The sequence below is a fragment of the Paenibacillus sp. DP01 genome (assembly GCF_044784315.1).
Lineage (GTDB): Bacteria > Bacillota > Bacilli > Paenibacillales > Paenibacillaceae > Paenibacillus > Paenibacillus polymyxa.
The window spans coordinates 4,051,741-4,067,054 of record NZ_CP173059.1 but is presented as its reverse complement, the minus strand read 5'-3'; the positions used below and the strand labels follow the sequence as shown (position 1 = coordinate 4,067,054).

At 46.7% G+C, this 15,314-nt stretch carries 13 protein-coding genes; all 13 read left to right on the top strand.

What is annotated here, in order from left to right:
- Window positions 1–3 precede the first annotated feature (3 nt).
- The 13 genes from ACH59B_RS17790 to ACH59B_RS17730 all read left to right on the top strand — a co-directional run bounded on the left by ACH59B_RS17790 (window position 4) and on the right by ACH59B_RS17730 (window position 15,228).
- On the top strand, window positions 4–1,110 hold the full coding sequence (locus ACH59B_RS17790; protein WP_016821798.1) for a TIGR04053 family radical SAM/SPASM domain-containing protein: 1,107 nt from the start codon (window positions 4–6) through the stop codon (window positions 1,108–1,110).
- On the top strand, window positions 1,103–2,524 hold the full coding sequence (gene hemY / locus ACH59B_RS17785; RefSeq protein WP_045244298.1) for a protoporphyrinogen oxidase: 1,422 nt from the start codon (window positions 1,103–1,105) through the stop codon (window positions 2,522–2,524). Before ACH59B_RS17790 ends, hemY begins: the two co-directional genes overlap by 8 nt.
- Before the next feature lie 108 nt (window positions 2,525–2,632).
- Window positions 2,633–3,340 carry a DUF542 domain-containing protein gene (locus tag ACH59B_RS17780; RefSeq protein WP_016821796.1) on the top strand — a complete coding sequence of 236 codons (708 nt, stop codon included), beginning with the start codon at window positions 2,633–2,635 and terminating at the stop codon, window positions 3,338–3,340.
- Between the two features lie 47 nt (window positions 3,341–3,387).
- Entirely contained in the window at window positions 3,388–4,239 is an 852-nt protein-coding gene (gene modA, locus ACH59B_RS17775) for a molybdate ABC transporter substrate-binding protein (protein ID WP_045244299.1), read from the top strand.
- A complete protein-coding gene (gene modB / locus ACH59B_RS17770) occupies window positions 4,236–4,913 on the top strand; it encodes a molybdate ABC transporter permease subunit (protein ID WP_016821794.1) in 678 nt (225 codons plus the stop codon). Before modA ends, modB begins: the two co-directional genes overlap by 4 nt.
- A 199-nt stretch (window positions 4,914–5,112) precedes the next feature.
- A complete protein-coding gene (locus ACH59B_RS17765; protein ID WP_103042544.1) occupies window positions 5,113–8,787 on the top strand; it encodes a nitrate reductase subunit alpha in 3,675 nt (1,224 codons plus the stop codon).
- Entirely contained in the window at window positions 8,777–10,366 is a 1,590-nt protein-coding gene (narH, locus tag ACH59B_RS17760) for a nitrate reductase subunit beta (RefSeq protein ID WP_016821792.1), read from the top strand. The genes ACH59B_RS17765 and narH overlap by 11 nt, the downstream gene beginning before the upstream one ends.
- Entirely contained in the window at window positions 10,359–10,925 is a 567-nt protein-coding gene (gene narJ, locus ACH59B_RS17755; RefSeq protein ID WP_016821791.1) for a nitrate reductase molybdenum cofactor assembly chaperone, read from the top strand. Before narH ends, narJ begins: the two co-directional genes overlap by 8 nt.
- The gene (gene narI / locus ACH59B_RS17750; RefSeq protein WP_013372381.1) at window positions 10,922–11,605 is read left to right on the top strand and encodes a respiratory nitrate reductase subunit gamma; all 684 of its coding nucleotides are present in this window, start codon (window positions 10,922–10,924) and stop codon (window positions 11,603–11,605) included. The genes narJ and narI overlap by 4 nt, the downstream gene beginning before the upstream one ends.
- 45 nt (window positions 11,606–11,650) lie before the next feature.
- Window positions 11,651–12,103, top strand: coding sequence for a GAF domain-containing protein (locus ACH59B_RS17745; RefSeq protein WP_016821790.1), 453 nt, complete (start codon window positions 11,651–11,653; stop codon window positions 12,101–12,103).
- Window position 12,104: 1 nt separating this feature from the next.
- Window positions 12,105–13,169, top strand: a complete 1,065-nt coding sequence (locus ACH59B_RS17740) for a sensor histidine kinase (RefSeq protein WP_017426863.1) — start codon at window positions 12,105–12,107, stop codon at window positions 13,167–13,169.
- A 7-nt stretch (window positions 13,170–13,176) separates the two neighbouring features.
- On the top strand, window positions 13,177–13,824 hold the full coding sequence (locus ACH59B_RS17735) for a response regulator transcription factor (RefSeq protein ID WP_038978085.1): 648 nt from the start codon (window positions 13,177–13,179) through the stop codon (window positions 13,822–13,824).
- 207 nt (window positions 13,825–14,031) lie between these two features.
- Complete coding sequence (locus ACH59B_RS17730; RefSeq protein WP_017426864.1) at window positions 14,032–15,228, top strand: NarK/NasA family nitrate transporter; 1,197 nt, start codon at window positions 14,032–14,034, stop codon at window positions 15,226–15,228.
- The last annotated feature ends 86 nt before the right edge of the window (window positions 15,229–15,314 follow it).

Genomic DNA, 15,314 nt, shown 5'->3' with positions numbered 1-15,314 from the left:
TCAATGATATCTTTGCAAACGCCACGAGATTATCGCGTAGACCCGTTTATCGTCATTTGGGAGGTAACGAGAGCTTGCGCATTAAAATGCCTTCACTGTAGAGCGGAAGCCCAATATAAGCCTGACCCTCGTCAGCTGACATTTGAAGAGGGCAAAAAGCTGCTCGATCAAATCGCTGAAATGAATCAACCACTGGTGGTTTTCACAGGTGGAGATCCGTTATCGCGTCCTGATTTATTTGAGTTGGCTCAATATGCAATTGAGGAGAAAAAGCTATCGGTTTCCATGACTCCCAGTGCTACCCCAAAAGTGACAAGAGCAGCGGTCGAAAAAGCAAAGCAGGTTGGCTTATCACGATGGGCTTTTAGCCTGGACGGTTCATGCGCGGACATTCATGATCATTTTCGCGGGACTGTGGGTTCTTACAATACGACCATGCGGGGAATTGGATATTTGAAGGAATTGAACATCCCTATCCAAGTGAACACCACCGTGTCCCGATACAATCTTCACGATCTGGAGCGAATTGCAGAAAAGGTAAAGGAAATGCAGGCGGTGTTATGGAGCTTGTTTTTTCTGGTTCCAACCGGGCGTGGGATGGAAAAAGATATGATTACTCCTGATGAGCATGAGGCTGTAATGAAGTGGTTGTATCAGATACAGCAACAGATGCCCTACGGTGTAAAGGCTACCGAAGCACCTCATTATCGAAGGGTTGTCCTACAGGAAAAGCACAAAGCAGGACAGCATAACACAACGTCCGAACAAAAAAGGGCAGATGTCTTGGGACGCGCCCCGAAAGGCGTAAATGATGGAGATGGATTTGTTTTTATCAGTCATATCGGCGAAGTGTACCCGAGTGGTTTCCTACCTCTAACTTGCGGGAATGTACGAAAGGATAGTTTGGCCCATATTTATCGGCACTCTCCGATTATGAACCATCTTCGGGATAAATCTCTGCTTAAAGGCAAATGTGGAGTTTGCGAATTCAATACAGTCTGTGGAGGCTCCAGAGCAAGGGCTTTTGCCATCACAGGAGACTATTTGGAGAGTGACCCTTATTGTGCATATATGCCTGGAGTGGGGAAGGAAACGTGTGCTCATGAATAAAAATGCTAAAAGAGTTGTTATCCTTGGTGGAGGAATAAGCGGTTTAAGTGCTGCCTTTTATGTGAAAAAGCTGGCGGAGGACAGGCAGCTTGAAGTGGAGATTACACTGGTGGAGAAAAGCGACCGTCTGGGAGGAAAGCTGCAAACGGTTCGCCAAAACCATTTTATGATCGAAAAAGGACCGGATGCTTTTCTGGCCAGAAAAACAGCTATATTGGATCTGACTATGGAATTGGGGCTGGAAGCCGATTTGGTGTCAACAAACCCGAAGGCCAAGTCGGCCTCCATTTTGCATAAAGGCAAGCTACATACTATGCCAATGGGCTTTATTTTAGGCATTCCAACAAAGTTAACTCCCTTCATTCGGACAGGGCTAATCTCTCCACTGGGAAAAGCGCGCGCAGCCCTGGATCTAATCATTCCAGCCAAGCAAGGCGATACGGATGAATCTCTGGGGGATTTTATCAAGCGACGTCTAGGTAAAGAGGTGTTGGAGCAGATTACTGAGCCTTTGCTATCTGGTATTTACGCTGGCGATACGTATTCTCTTAGCCTCAAGTCAACCTTCCCTCAATTTAAGCAGATGGAACAAAAGCATCGAAGTCTGATTATAGGTATGGCTAAAGGGGCAGGGAGAAGATCGGGTGCACCTAACAAATACCCAGAAATCGCCAAGAAGAGCATGTTTCTTTCCTATCAACATGGATTATCGACCATCGTGGAGCGGTTAAAGGAAAAGCTCGACACCGTCCATTTTGTGATGGGACAGCGTGTGGCTGAGGTGAGAAAAGAGGACGGTTATCAAGTAGTACTAGACCATGGGCAAATCATAGATGCAGATGCAGTGATCTGCGCTGTTCCAGCCTTTGAAGCGGCCACATTATTTTCCGATATCGCAAGTGTGAGCTGGCTCCATAAGATTAACTACGTTTCGGTAGCGAATATTTCCCTGGCGTATAAAAATTCAGACCTTGATCTTGCCTATGAGGGAACTGGATTTTTAGTTCCCCGCAAAGAAGGAAAAATGATTACGGCCTGTACTTGGTCATCGACAAAGTGGAGCCATACCGCACCTGAAGGATATACACTCTTACGGACTTACATTGGGCATGCAGGCGCACAGGGATGGGTTCAGATGACAGACGATGAACTTGTAGCTGCGGCGCGCAAAGACCTGAAGGATTTAATGGGAATCGATGCTGAACCTGAATTAACTGAAGTCAGTCGGTGTAATCAATCCATGCCACAATATCCGATAGGACACAAAGAGCAGATGGCGAAGGTGAGACATGATTTGTCACAGGATTTTCCGCGTGTATTTTTATGTGGTGCTGGTTATGGAGGGGTTGGCATTCCGGATTGTATCGCTCAAGGCAAAGAAGCAGCTGAACAGCTGGTCTCAGTTTTTTTATAAGCAGGCGCTTTCCATGAGTGAAAAAGGGATCGCCCTAATTGGTTCAGCCTTGAGAGAGACATAAAATGAGAGTTAAGTATAAAACTGAAGTAAGATGGGGGAATGAAAATGAGCCAGTTAACGGAAGAAACATGGGTAGCGGACATTGTAAAAGAAGTACCCAAAACAAGTGACTTGTTCCGTAAACTACGGATTGACTTCTGCTGTGGCGGAAAAATATCGCTCCGTGAAGCGGCTGCCAGCCGGGGGCTGCACGCTGGTGAACTGCTGGCGCGGGTGCATGAAGTGGAGGAAAATCAGGCACAGCATAAGCAAATGCAACCCTCCTCACTAGAACCCAAAGAACTGATCGCCTATATTCAGGATGAGTATCATACAAAGTTGTGTGAAGAACTAGCGGCGCTCACACCGTATATTACCAAGCTAACACGGGTTCATGGCGAACGCTATTCGCACCTGAAGCGAGTGAATGAACTTTATACCTTGCTTAAACAGAAGTTAACGGTACATATTCAATTCAAGGAAAGTCTTCTGTTTCCGTTGATTCAGGCGTTTTTTCAGGACTCGACGTTTGAGCGTGTGGACGCACTTCTTTTTCACTTATCCGAGTTGCAAGACGAGCACCAAGCGGTTGTGGATTTACTGCAGGAGCTGCGTTTGATTACCAATGGCTTTGAGCCGTTACAGGAAGCTTGTGGCACACATCGACTTGTATTGAAGCGTTTGGAGGATCTGGAAGCGGACATTTATAATCATATTCTTCTTGAGAATTGTACACTAGTTGAACGTACCAGACAGGCACAACCCCATTCATAATGAAACCTATCACTTCATGACAGGCTAGACGTAAGGAGTCAAACAAAATGAAAAAAATTATTAAACATAGCCAGGCACTCTTTTTTGCTTTTTGTGTTGTGTTATTACTAGCAGGGTGCGGTGCGGGGCAACAATCAGCTTCAAGTGGTAGCAGCGCGGTCCAGAACGAGGTCTCCGGCCAGGATTCATCGAAAAAGACTGAAACTTTAGAACTGACCATTTCCGCGGCTGCGAGCTTAACAGATGCACTTAAAGAAATCCAGACATTGTACGAATCATCCCATAAAGGTATTCAATTGAATTTCAACTTTGGTGGTTCTGGTGCACTGGAAAAGCAGATTGAGCAAGGAGCTCCATCGGACTTGTTTTTGTCTGCTTCGAAGAAAAACATGAAGTCTCTCGTAGATCAGCATTTAATAGAGAGCAATAAACAAAAAACATGGCTGACGAACGAGTTGGTAGCGGTGATCCCTGCTGACGGGACGACGAGCATCACGAGTGTAAAGGATTTAATGCAAAAAGAAGTGAAAAAGGTAGCAATCGGTATTCCTGAGAGTGTTCCTGCAGGCAAATATGCACAGGAAGCACTGACGAACGTTAAGCTTTGGGATGTGTTACAAGACAAGCTTGTTCAGGCAAAAGATGTTAGACAAGTGCTGCAATATGTAGAAACGGGTAACGCAGATGTCGGATTTGTGTATAAGACAGATGCGTTAACTTCGCAAAAGGCGAAAATTGCTTTTGAGGTGGACTCTAAAACTTATTCAACGGTTGAGTACCCTATCGGGATCATCAAAGCTTCCAAACACATCCAAGAAGCCGAAAGCTTCTATGAATACCTTCAATCGCAAGAATCTCTGAACATTATGGCTAAGTATGGATTTACCATACCGAAGTGAGCATGCAGGCTATAGATTGGAGCGAATATTGGCCTCCGATTCGATTATCGTTACAGATTGCACTGTTATCCAGCGTTTTGGTGATCCTATTAGGCTTGTTTGCGGCATGGTCCATGTCGCGGTTAGGATTATTTAAAGGGAAAACACTCGTTGAAACCGTGCTTATGCTGCCTTTGGTGCTCCCGCCGACGGTAGTTGGATTTTTACTGCTAATCTTACTCGGACGAAAAAGTGGGTTTGGACGTTTGGTGGAGCATTGGTTTGGCGAGCCTATTGTATTCTCATGGTGGGCTGGGGTCGTGGCCGCGGTGGTTGTGGCTTTTCCCCTAGTCTATCGGACACTGAGAATGGGATTCGCTGCAGTGGATCGTGACTTGGAAAACGCGGGGCGCTCGATGGGGGCAAATGAATGGCAGGTCTTCCGATATATCACCTTTCCTTTGATTTTCCCTTCTTTTAAAGCGGCCTTTATACTTGGTTTTGCCCGTGGGCTGGGAGAATTCGGTGCTACGCTGATGATTGCCGGAAATATTCCGGGTAAAACACAAACGATCCCTACAGCCATCTATATTGCAGTGGATTCTGGCCATCTTCCTATGGCCTGGGCTTGGACATGCTCTATCATATTCATTTCCTTTATAATGCTCCTGTTAACAGGCCAAAAGAACAATTAATCTATTCATACAAGCTTCCCTCTGGTAGAGGGGGGCTTTTTTTGTATCTTTCCTTAGAACGAGGGATTTTCTATAGCGCTATAGGACATTCCCTAATGGGAACGGAGAGGAATGAATTACATAATGAGAGTAAGCGAATGAATCCTCTCCGCGGGTTTGCAACGGGCTGATTTATTCTGAAAAGGAGCGTTGATCACCGATGAAAAAAAAATATAGTCTCAACTTCTTCAAGCCAATCGAGAGCTATTCTGGAAATTGGTCAATCCTTGAAGAAAAAAATAGAGAATGGGAAAACGTGTACCGCCAGCGTTGGTCTCATGACAAAGTGATTCGCACGACGCATGGTGTTAACTGTACCGGCTCCTGTAGCTGGAAGGTTTTTGTTAAGAACGGCATCATCACTTGGGAAAATCAGCAAATCGATTATCCCTCCTGCGGTCCAGACATGCCAGAATTTGAGCCGCGTGGATGCCCGCGTGGTGCTTCATTTTCCTGGTATGAATACAGCCCGTTACGTGTGAAATATCCATATATGCGCGGTAAGCTATTGCGACTATGGCAAGCTGCCCTCAAGGAGCATAGCAATCCGGTAGACGCATGGGCCAGCATTGTGGAAGACCCAGAGAAAGCCAAGCTCTACAAATCGGCTCGCGGCAAAGGCGGGCATGTTCGTGTGGCTTGGGATGATGTTCTACACCTGATTTCGGCGCAATTAATTTATACCATTCGTAAGTACGGTCCTGACCGGATCGCAGGCTTCACACCCATTCCAGCGATGTCAATGATAAGCTACGCCTCGGGAGCGCGGTTCATTTCATTGCTTGGTGGGGAAATGTTGAGCTTTTACGACTGGTATGCTGATCTTCCGCCTGCTTCTCCCCAAATTTGGGGTGAGCAAACGGACGTACCTGAATCCTCAGATTGGTACAACGCGGGCTACCTGATCATGTGGGGCTCGAATGTGCCGCTTACCCGGACGCCGGATGCCCACTTTATGACGGAAGTACGCTATAAAGGAACCAAGGTCGTATCCGTGGCTCCGGATTTGGCGGAAAATGTGAAGTTCGCTGACAACTGGCTTGCACCCAATCCGGGTACAGACGCCGCTGTGGCACAGGCGATGACACATGTCATTCTGGATGAGTTCTACCAGGAACGTCAGGAACCCATGTTCATTAACTATGCCAAGCAATATACAGATATGCCATTCATGATTCTGCTTGACCCCCACGAAGGAGCCTGGAAAGGTGGGCGTTTTCTGCGGGCGAGTGATCTGGGGGATGCTTCACAGCATGCAGATTGGAAACCAGTCATTTTCGATGAAGTAGCAGGGGAAATGATGGTCCCGAACGGTACAATGGGACAGCGCTGGGAGCAGGATAAGAAATGGAACCTGATCCTGGAACGGGAAGATGGAACCAAGGTTGAGCCTGCGCTCACGGTGGAAGGTCATGACGAGCAATGGGAAGAAATCGTATTCCCTTATTTTGATAATACAGGTAACGGAACATTCAAACGTGTCATTCCGGCGAAAAAAGTACGTCTGGCTGATGGCTCAGAGCGCTTCGTAGCCACCGTATATGACTTGATGATGAGTCAGTATGGTGTCGCTCGCAATGATAGCCCTCATAATGCAAAGGATTATTACGATGCAGCTTCTCATTACACTCCTGCCTGGCAGGAGAAGATCACGGGAGTCAAGGCATCGGTCGTAGTGCAAGTTGCTCGCGAATTTGCTCAGAACGCCATCGACACTCAAGGACGTTCCATGATCATTATGGGGGCGGGGATCAATCACTGGTTTAACAGTGACACCATTTATCGCTCCATCTTGAACCTGGTCGTGCTGACGGCTTCCCAAGGTGTTAACGGTGGAGGCTGGGCGCATTATGTAGGTCAAGAGAAGTGCCGTCCTATTGAAGGCTGGTCAACGATTGCCTTTGCAAAAGACTGGCAGGGACCGGCTCGGTTGCAAAATGCTACTTCGTTTTTCTATTTTGCAACAGAACAGTGGCGGTATGAAGAAAGCGGCACCGACACATTGAAATCGCCGACTGGGGGAGAGGTCAGTTACCAACATCCGGCGGACTACAATGTACTTGCTGCACGGTTGGGCTGGATGCCTTCTTACCCGCAGTTTAATAAAAACAGCCTGCTATTCGCCGAAGAGGCGGCGCAATTAGGCAAGAAGTCAAACGAGGAAATCATTAACCACACTGTGGAAGAGATTAAATCGCGTAAGACCCGTTTTGCTATTGAAGATCCAGGGGCAGCGGAGAACTTCCCGCGTTCGCTCTTTATTTGGCGGTCCAACCTCATTTCCAGCTCGGCCAAGGGACAGGAATATTTCATGAAGCATTTGCTTGGAGCCTCCGACGCGCTGCTTGCCCGGCCGAACGAAGATCAGAAACCTGAGGAAATCGTCTGGCGGGAAGATGTGGAAGGAAAGCTTGATTTGATGGTCGCACTTGATTTCCGGATGACCACAACGCCATTGTACGCGGATGTCGTACTTCCGGCGGCAACCTGGTATGAGAAGACGGATTTGTCCTCGACAGACATGCATCCGTTCGTGCATCCATTTAATCCTGCGGTGAATCCGCTTTGGGAATCACGTTCGGACTGGGATATTTACCGTCAGTTGTCTGAAACCTTCTCGAACATGGCCAAAGAGCATCTACCGGGAATATATAAAGACCTTGTAACTGCACCGCTTGGGCATGACTCCATAGGCGAAATTGCGCAACCGATGGGTCTTATAAAGGACTGGACGAAAGGCGAGGCCGAAGCTGTGCCGGGTAAAACCATGCCTAATTTCAGCATCGTAGAACGCGATTATACCAAAATACATGATAAATACGTCTCGCTCGGTCCAAATTTGGCTACTGGAAAAACGGGCGCGCACGGCGTTAGCTTCTCGGTAGCGGATGAATATGAGGAATTGAAGAAGCTGAACGGGGTTTATTACGATGAGTCCATTAAAGATGGACTGCCGAAGATCCAGACAGCCCGTCAAGTGGCTGATACGATTCTTCATCTTTCGTCCGCAACGAATGGTCGTGTCTCCCAAAAAGCCTACGCAGAGGCGGAAAAGGATCACGGTGTGAAGCTAATGGACATCTCAGCCGACCGCGCCGCCGAGAAGATCACGTTCCAAAGCATTACAGCGCAGCCGCGTGAAGTTATACCGACACCGGTATTCAGTGGCTCTAACAAACAGGGACGTCGCTACTCGCCATTTACCACGAATATTGAGCGTCTCGTTCCGTTCCGGACTTTGACAGGAAGACAGCATTTCTATATCGATCATGAAATCTTCCAGCAGTTTGGGGAGTCGCTGCCTATCTATAAACCGACTTTGCCACCGATGGTATTCGGCACGCGTGATCGGGAAATCAAGGGTGGTCAGGATTCACTTGTGCTTCGTTATCTGACTCCACACGGGAAATGGAATATTCACTCCACCTACCAGGATAATCAGCATATGCTTACGCTATTCCGCGGAGGTCCTACAGTATGGATCAATAACGAAGATGCAGCAACTCATGCTATTGCCGACAATGACTGGCTGGAGGTGTACAACCGTAACGGTGTCGTAACCGCCCGAGCAGTTGTCAGTCACCGGATGCCAAGAGGAACGATGTTTATGTACCATGCACAAGATAAGCACATTCAAGTGCCAGGCTCCGAAATCACGGATACACGCGGGGGCAGTCATAATGCGCCAACAAGAATTCATCTCAAACCGACCCAGATGGTTGGTGGATACGCTCAGCTTAGCTACGGATTCAACTATTACGGTCCGATCGGCAACCAGCGCGATGTGTACGTAGCGGTACGTAAAATGAAGGAGGTTAACTGGCTTGAAGATTAAAGCTCAAATTGCCATGGTCATGAACCTGGATAAATGTATTGGCTGCCATACGTGCAGCGTGACGTGCAAAACAACTTGGACAAACCGCAAAGGTGCGGAATATATGTGGTTCAACAACGTGGAAACGAAGCCTGGTATTGGTTATCCGAAACGCTGGGAAGACCAGGAGCAGTATAAGGGCGGCTGGCAGCTTCGCAAAGGGAAGCTTGAACTGAAGTCAGGGAACAAGCTATCCAAAATAGCGCTCGGCAAGATTTTCTACAATCCCGATATGCCTGAAATGAAGGATTATTATGAGCCCTGGACCTACAATTATGAACATTTGACCAACGCCAAAGAGCAGAAGCATTCTCCGGTCGCGCGTGCACAATCTGCTGTAACAGGTGAAAAAATGGATCTGAATTGGGGACCAAACTGGGAGGATGATTTGGCAGGTACGCATGTGACAGGCCCTCTCGATCCCAATATTCAGAAAATCGAAGAAGAGATTAAATTCAATTTCGAGAAGTCGTTCATGCTGTATCTTCCTCGGCTTTGCGAACACTGTCTGAATCCAAGCTGTGTCGCATCCTGCCCTTCAGGTGCCATGTACAAACGGGACGAGGATGGCATCGTGCTTGTGGATCAGGAAGCATGTCGCGGCTGGAGATATTGCATGACGGGTTGTCCTTATAAGAAAGTGTACTTCAACTGGCAGACGAACAAAGCAGAGAAATGTACCTTCTGCTTCCCGCGCGTAGAAGCCGGGTTGCCGACCGTCTGCTCCGAGACGTGTACCGGACGAATTCGTTACCTTGGCGTTCTATTGTATGACGCGGATAAGGTGCAGGAGGCTGCTTCTAAAGAGGATGAGAAAGATCTGTATAAAGCACAGTGTGATTTGTTCTTGGACCCAAGTGATCCAGCGGTAATTGCGCAGGCAAAAAAAGATGGGATCTCGCAAGATTGGATTGAGGCTGCGCAGAACTCACCGGTCTACAAGCTTGCTATTGAGTATAAGCTGGCATTCCCGCTTCATCCGGAATACCGCACGCTGCCGATGGTCTGGTATGTACCACCACTTAGTCCGATCATGAATTACTTTGAAGGGAAAGACTCCATCGAGAATCCAGATATGATCTTTCCAGCTATCGAAGAAATGCGCACGCCTATTCAGTATCTTGCCAATATGTTGACGGCGGGCGACACCCAGACGGTGAAAGAATCGCTGCAGCGGATGGCTATGATGCGCTCCTATATGCGTGCCCAGTCCACAGGACAATCTTTCGATGAAAGCCGTCTGGAACGCACCGGCATGACAGCACGTCAGGCCGAGCAGATGTACCGGCTTCTGGCCATTGCCAAATACGAGGACCGTTTCGTTATTCCAACATCGCATAAAGAGGGTTATTCTAATCCATATCGCGCCCAAGGAGCTGCTGGTTACGGTGATACCTTAGGGAATATGGAAGGTTGTGGAGTTGGAGGAGCTGGCTGTAGCGGTTGTAGCCTGGCAAGCTCCACGGGAATGGAAGAGCCTTCGAAATCAGGCAAGCAAATGTATGAAGAAAACTTCTACGGGGGTATTTGGCGTGATTAATGTAGCGAAACTGTATGAATTCAAGCCTTCATTCGGGTTTTTCGCCCAACAACTCATGTACCCGGAAAAGCTGGATTTTCATCCGGCTTTTCTGGAAGCATCATTTGATCCGGATCATCCTGCGTATACGCATGCTCATAAGTACTGGTCTTTGATGCAAGAGTTTAGTATGGAAGAGATCCAGGAACTGTATACAGAAACCTTCGATTTTCAAAAAAATTGCGCACTATATATGACTTACTTCAAGTTCGAAGATGCAAAAGAAAGAGGACAAATGCTGGTTAAGTTAAAGGTTCTCTATGAAATGTATGGTCTTGAAATGCCAGATGGAGAGCTGCCTGATTATCTGCCGCTCATGTGTGAATTTCTGTATGCCGCCGAATGGGTGCAGGATGCAAAGACGACAGAAAACTTCCGCATGCCCATCGCGATTTTGGAAGATGGCACTTATCATTTGCTTAAAGCGCTGGAAAAAATGGAAAGCCCGTATTTTCATCTGGTCAAGGGACTGCGCGAAACGCTTAAAGCTTGCGTAGAACAGGAGGCAGCCACGTTATGATGATGGAGCAGTTTTTATGGGTCATTTTCCCTTATATGTGCGTGGTTATCTTTATCGTAGGTCATATCTTCCGCTATAGAACGGACCAGTTCAATTGGACGGCAAAATCAAGTGAATTTATTGAAAAGAAACAATTGATGATCGGAAGTCTCTTATTCCACTTGGGGATCATTCCTGTTATATTTGGTCATGTGTCTGGTCTGGGTATACCCAAAACCTGGATGCATGCACTGGGGGTAAACGATCATCTATATCACATTGGAGCGGTCTATATTGGTGGAATATTTGGAGCCATGACGTTCCTTGGGATGTTGATACTTACCTCTCGACGTTTTACAATTCGTAATGTGCGCCGTTTAAGTACAGCTTCTGATTTGATCGTAAACGTATTGCTGTTGGCGCTTGTGTGCATGGGGATGTTTGCCACACTCGTAACGAATGCGGTTCAGCCGGAATTTGATTATCGGGAGACAATCTCGATCTGGTTCCGCGGTTTGTTCATATTCCGTGTTGACCCTACACTGATGAGAGATGTACCGATTTCTTTCAAGCTTCATGTACTTATGGGTTTTGCGATTTTTGCATTCTGGCCGTTTACCCGGCTTGTACATGTGTGGAGTGTTCCGTTGAATTATGTGCGCAGAAGTTATATCCTTTACAGAAGACATAAATCAAACTAGGAAAGCGGGCTCTGCCTTCTTTCCTAGTTTTATTAGGAGAGAGTGATGAATAATAAGATGGATTATCAAAGGGAGCTTGAGCGAATACGCGAACATTTCGGTTATGATTTTATGGCACTTGCTCTGGTTGAACCGGCCGAATATCAATACGTCATTAAATGGAAAAACGCCGCTGGCAATTTGAATGATCGATTTAAGCGGATTGTACTGCAATCTGGAAAGGGTATAGCAGGAGTCGTGTTTAAAACCGGGAAATCTATCTTTATTCCATCTGTTCATCAATTTGTTGGGGCAGACAACCTGTTTAACTATCCAATCGTTCAATCCGAGAAGCTCAAGAGTCTCGGCGCTGTACCCCTGTGGAATGATGCTCGCGTCGCGGGTGTACTGCTGGGTGGATTTCGAGAAGAACAGCTGATGACCGAAGCTATGATGCGTGATTTGGAAACCTTGGCACATAGGGGAATTGGAGAGTTGAACGGGAAGGAAGTGATCTGAATTGACATTGTCTATAGGGACAGACTCTTTGAGTGCGCTAATGGTGAAGATGTTTGAGAACAGTACAGAAGCTATCTTCTTTTTTGATAGGGAAGGGAAAACCCTAGCCATGAACCCGGCGGCTGAGGAGATTGTAGACGATGACGTTCTCATTCAACTCTATGAAGGACAGGACAGGGCCTTATGTGGAACATGCAGAGGCTATACAAGCGACACAGAGCCCCGTACCTGCCTTGACTGTTATTTCAATGTGCCTGAATCCAACAATTTTGCTTCTTTTCAGGTTTATCTGGAGACGAAAAGCAACGGAATGGTTCCCTATGCAGCTTCTTTTCATACGATTGATTCTACAAATGGAATCCGGGTGCTGATGCTGAGAGATTTGACCCCGCAATTTCAGACGCAGGAGAAATTGTATCAGAACAAAATGATGAAACATGTTATTGAAGCACAGGAAAACGAGCGTAAACGGCTTTCCAGAGAGCTGCACGACAGCGTCGCCCAGGAATTGATGAGCGCGGTTGTTGAACTACGGGTATTAAAATACATGACGAATGATGAGCAGCTCATTAAAAACATGAAACAAACAGAAGCATCCATGACACGCTTGCTGGATGATATCCGCAACCTGTCTGTGGATCTTCGTCCTGCTACCCTTGATGATTTTGGACTTGAGGCGGCATTCCGTTCCCACTTTAAGCGGGTCGAGCAAAGTTTTGGTCTAGTGGTTGAGTTCGTATCTGATCTTCCCCAGAAGCGGTATGGAAGCGAAAAAGAAACAGTCATTTATCGCGTCTGTCAGGAGGCTGTGCTCAATGCGTTGAAGTATGCCCAGGTGGATACCGTTAAAGTTACTTTGTCGGAGCACGAACACGCGCTTCGTTTGACTGTAGAGGATAATGGGATTGGCTTTGATAAGGGGGGCAAGCCTATTGGGACAGGACTAGGCTTGTATGGTATGCAGGAGCGAGCAGAACTGGTAGGTGGAAGTTTTGGCGTCCTTTCGAATGTTGGCCAAGGAACCAAAGTCTTTTTACAAATTCCGATTGGACACGAGGAGGAATAGAAACTTGATCAAAATTGTATTAGCGGATGATCATGCCATTGTACGAAGCGGATTTTCCATGATTCTCAACTTCCAATCGGATATGGAGGTTGTCGGAACGGCTGCGGACGGGATTGAAGCGTATACTATGGTAGCCAAACATCAGCCGGATATTCTAATTATGGACCTCAGCATGCCTCCAGGCGAAAGTGGATTGATCGCCACAGGCAAGATTAAAGAGGACCATCCTGATACTAAAATTCTGATTTTGACCATGCATGACGACGAAGAATATCTATTTCATATTTTGAAGAATGGTGCTTCAGGGTACGTTTTGAAAAATGCACCAGATGAGGAGCTATTGCTTGCCATACGAACCATTCATGGGGGCGGGACTTATATCCATCCTAAAATGGCCACTTCTCTCGTGCGTGAGTTCATTAAGAAAGACACAACATCACAAACCGAAGATCCGTATGAGATTCTGTCCAAGCGCGAGCTGGAGATTCTCCCTCTGGTCGCGAAGGGGTACGGTAATAAGGAAGTTGCCGAAAAGCTGTTCATCTCTGTCAAAACCGTGGAAGCGAACAAAGCTAAAATCATGGAGAAATTGAATTTAAAAAGCCGGCCTGAGCTGGTCCAATATGCTTTAAAGAAAAAAATGCTGGATTTCTAGTTTATGAAGAAGATTATTTTTAATCCAATAATATATCTACAATGAATCAAGCAGCTTCTTACGAGAAGCGGCTTTTTTATTTTCAGGGACTCCCCTGACCGGGAAAGGGGAGTCCCCTATATTCGAAAGGAACGGCTAGCGGCTACAATGGGAACAGAAAAATACAAATCAAACATTCGACAGAATAAAGTTGAAAAGGTGAGTTAAATGATTAGAAAAATGCAGTTGCCGCTACAAACATTGAACCTGATTCTTGGATTCATGGTGTGGGTCATCATTTCTTCCCTCATGCCGTTCATTACGGAGGATATTGCGATTCCACCCGGAAAACTGGCCATGGTTACGGCGATTCCGGTCGTGCTTGGATCGATTCTGCGCATTCCGCTTGGTTATTATGCCAATATCTTCGGGGCAAGAATCGTTTTCCTCGTTAGCTTTGTTTTGCTTTTGTTTCCGGTCTACTATATCAGTGAAGCTTCGACGATGACGGATTTAATTATCGGTGGCTTGTTCCTTGGAATCGGGGGAGCGGTGTTCTCGGTTGGAGTGACTTCACTGCCCAAGTATTATCCGAAAGAAAGACATGGCTTTGTCAACGGGATGTATGGTGTGGGCAACCTGGGGACAGCGGTAACGACTTTCTCCGCTCCGATTGTAGCGACACAGGTAGGATGGGCACTTACAGTCAAACTGTACCTTATCCTATTGCTTGTTTTTATCGTTTTGAATTTCTTCTTTGGGGACCGTCATGAAGCTAAAGTCAAGACGCCCATTATGGAGCAAATCAAAGGGGTTTACAAAAATGAAAAGCTTTGGTTTTTCTCGCTCTTTTATTTTATTACGTTTGGCTCATTTGTAGCGTTTACGGTGTATCTACCGAATTTTCTCGTATCGAATTTCGAACTGGATAAAGTGGATGCAGGGATGCGTACAGCAGGCTTTATCGCGATTGCTACATTCTTCCGCCCGATCGGTGGCTGGCTGGCGGATCGTTTTCAGCCCTTGTTCCTGCTGGTAGGTACGTTTGCTGTATATACGGTCGCTGCGATTCTTTTGGCTTTTTCCCCAGACATCACCCTGTATACCGTAGGGTGCTTGGCTATCGCTGTGAGTGCGGGAATCGGGAACGGTGTCATTTTCAAGCTAGTTCCATTTTATTTTAATAAACAGGCAGGCATAGTGAACGGAATTGTATCCATGATGGGTGGCCTGGGTGGCTTTTTCCCTCCGATCTTGTTATCGACGATTCATGCGGCTACTGGCCAATATTCCATTGGGTTCATGTTACTCTCCCAAGTGGCACTGGCTAGCCTGATTCTCGTCATATGGCTATATTATCAAGGACGTTTCCCCGTAACTGCCGAGCAGAACCGCTTTGAGAAACAAAAGGAACTTCAGCAGTAAAGCATTAAGAGTGGAGAAATTATAAAGACACCTTTAACGTTTCTAGCGAGAGCCACAGGAAAAAGCACAAAGTTAACGATCGCTCT

Excerpts from the sequence above, each read along its gene's own strand:
- ACH59B_RS17790 (WP_016821798.1), top strand. The coding sequence starts at position 4 with ATGATATCTTTGCAAACGCCACGAGATTATCGCGTAGACCCGTTTATC.
- hemY (WP_045244298.1), top strand. The coding sequence starts at position 1,103 with ATGAATAAAAATGCTAAAAGAGTTGTTATCCTTGGTGGAGGAATAAGC.
- ACH59B_RS17780 (WP_016821796.1), top strand. The coding sequence starts at position 2,633 with ATGAGCCAGTTAACGGAAGAAACATGGGTAGCGGACATTGTAAAAGAA.
- modA (WP_045244299.1), top strand. The coding sequence starts at position 3,388 with ATGAAAAAAATTATTAAACATAGCCAGGCACTCTTTTTTGCTTTTTGT.
- ACH59B_RS17765 (WP_103042544.1), top strand. The coding sequence starts at position 5,113 with ATGAAAAAAAAATATAGTCTCAACTTCTTCAAGCCAATCGAGAGCTAT.
- narI (WP_013372381.1), top strand. The coding sequence starts at position 10,922 with ATGATGATGGAGCAGTTTTTATGGGTCATTTTCCCTTATATGTGCGTG.
- ACH59B_RS17745 (WP_016821790.1), top strand. The coding sequence starts at position 11,651 with ATGAATAATAAGATGGATTATCAAAGGGAGCTTGAGCGAATACGCGAA.
- ACH59B_RS17730 (WP_017426864.1), top strand. The coding sequence starts at position 14,032 with ATGATTAGAAAAATGCAGTTGCCGCTACAAACATTGAACCTGATTCTT.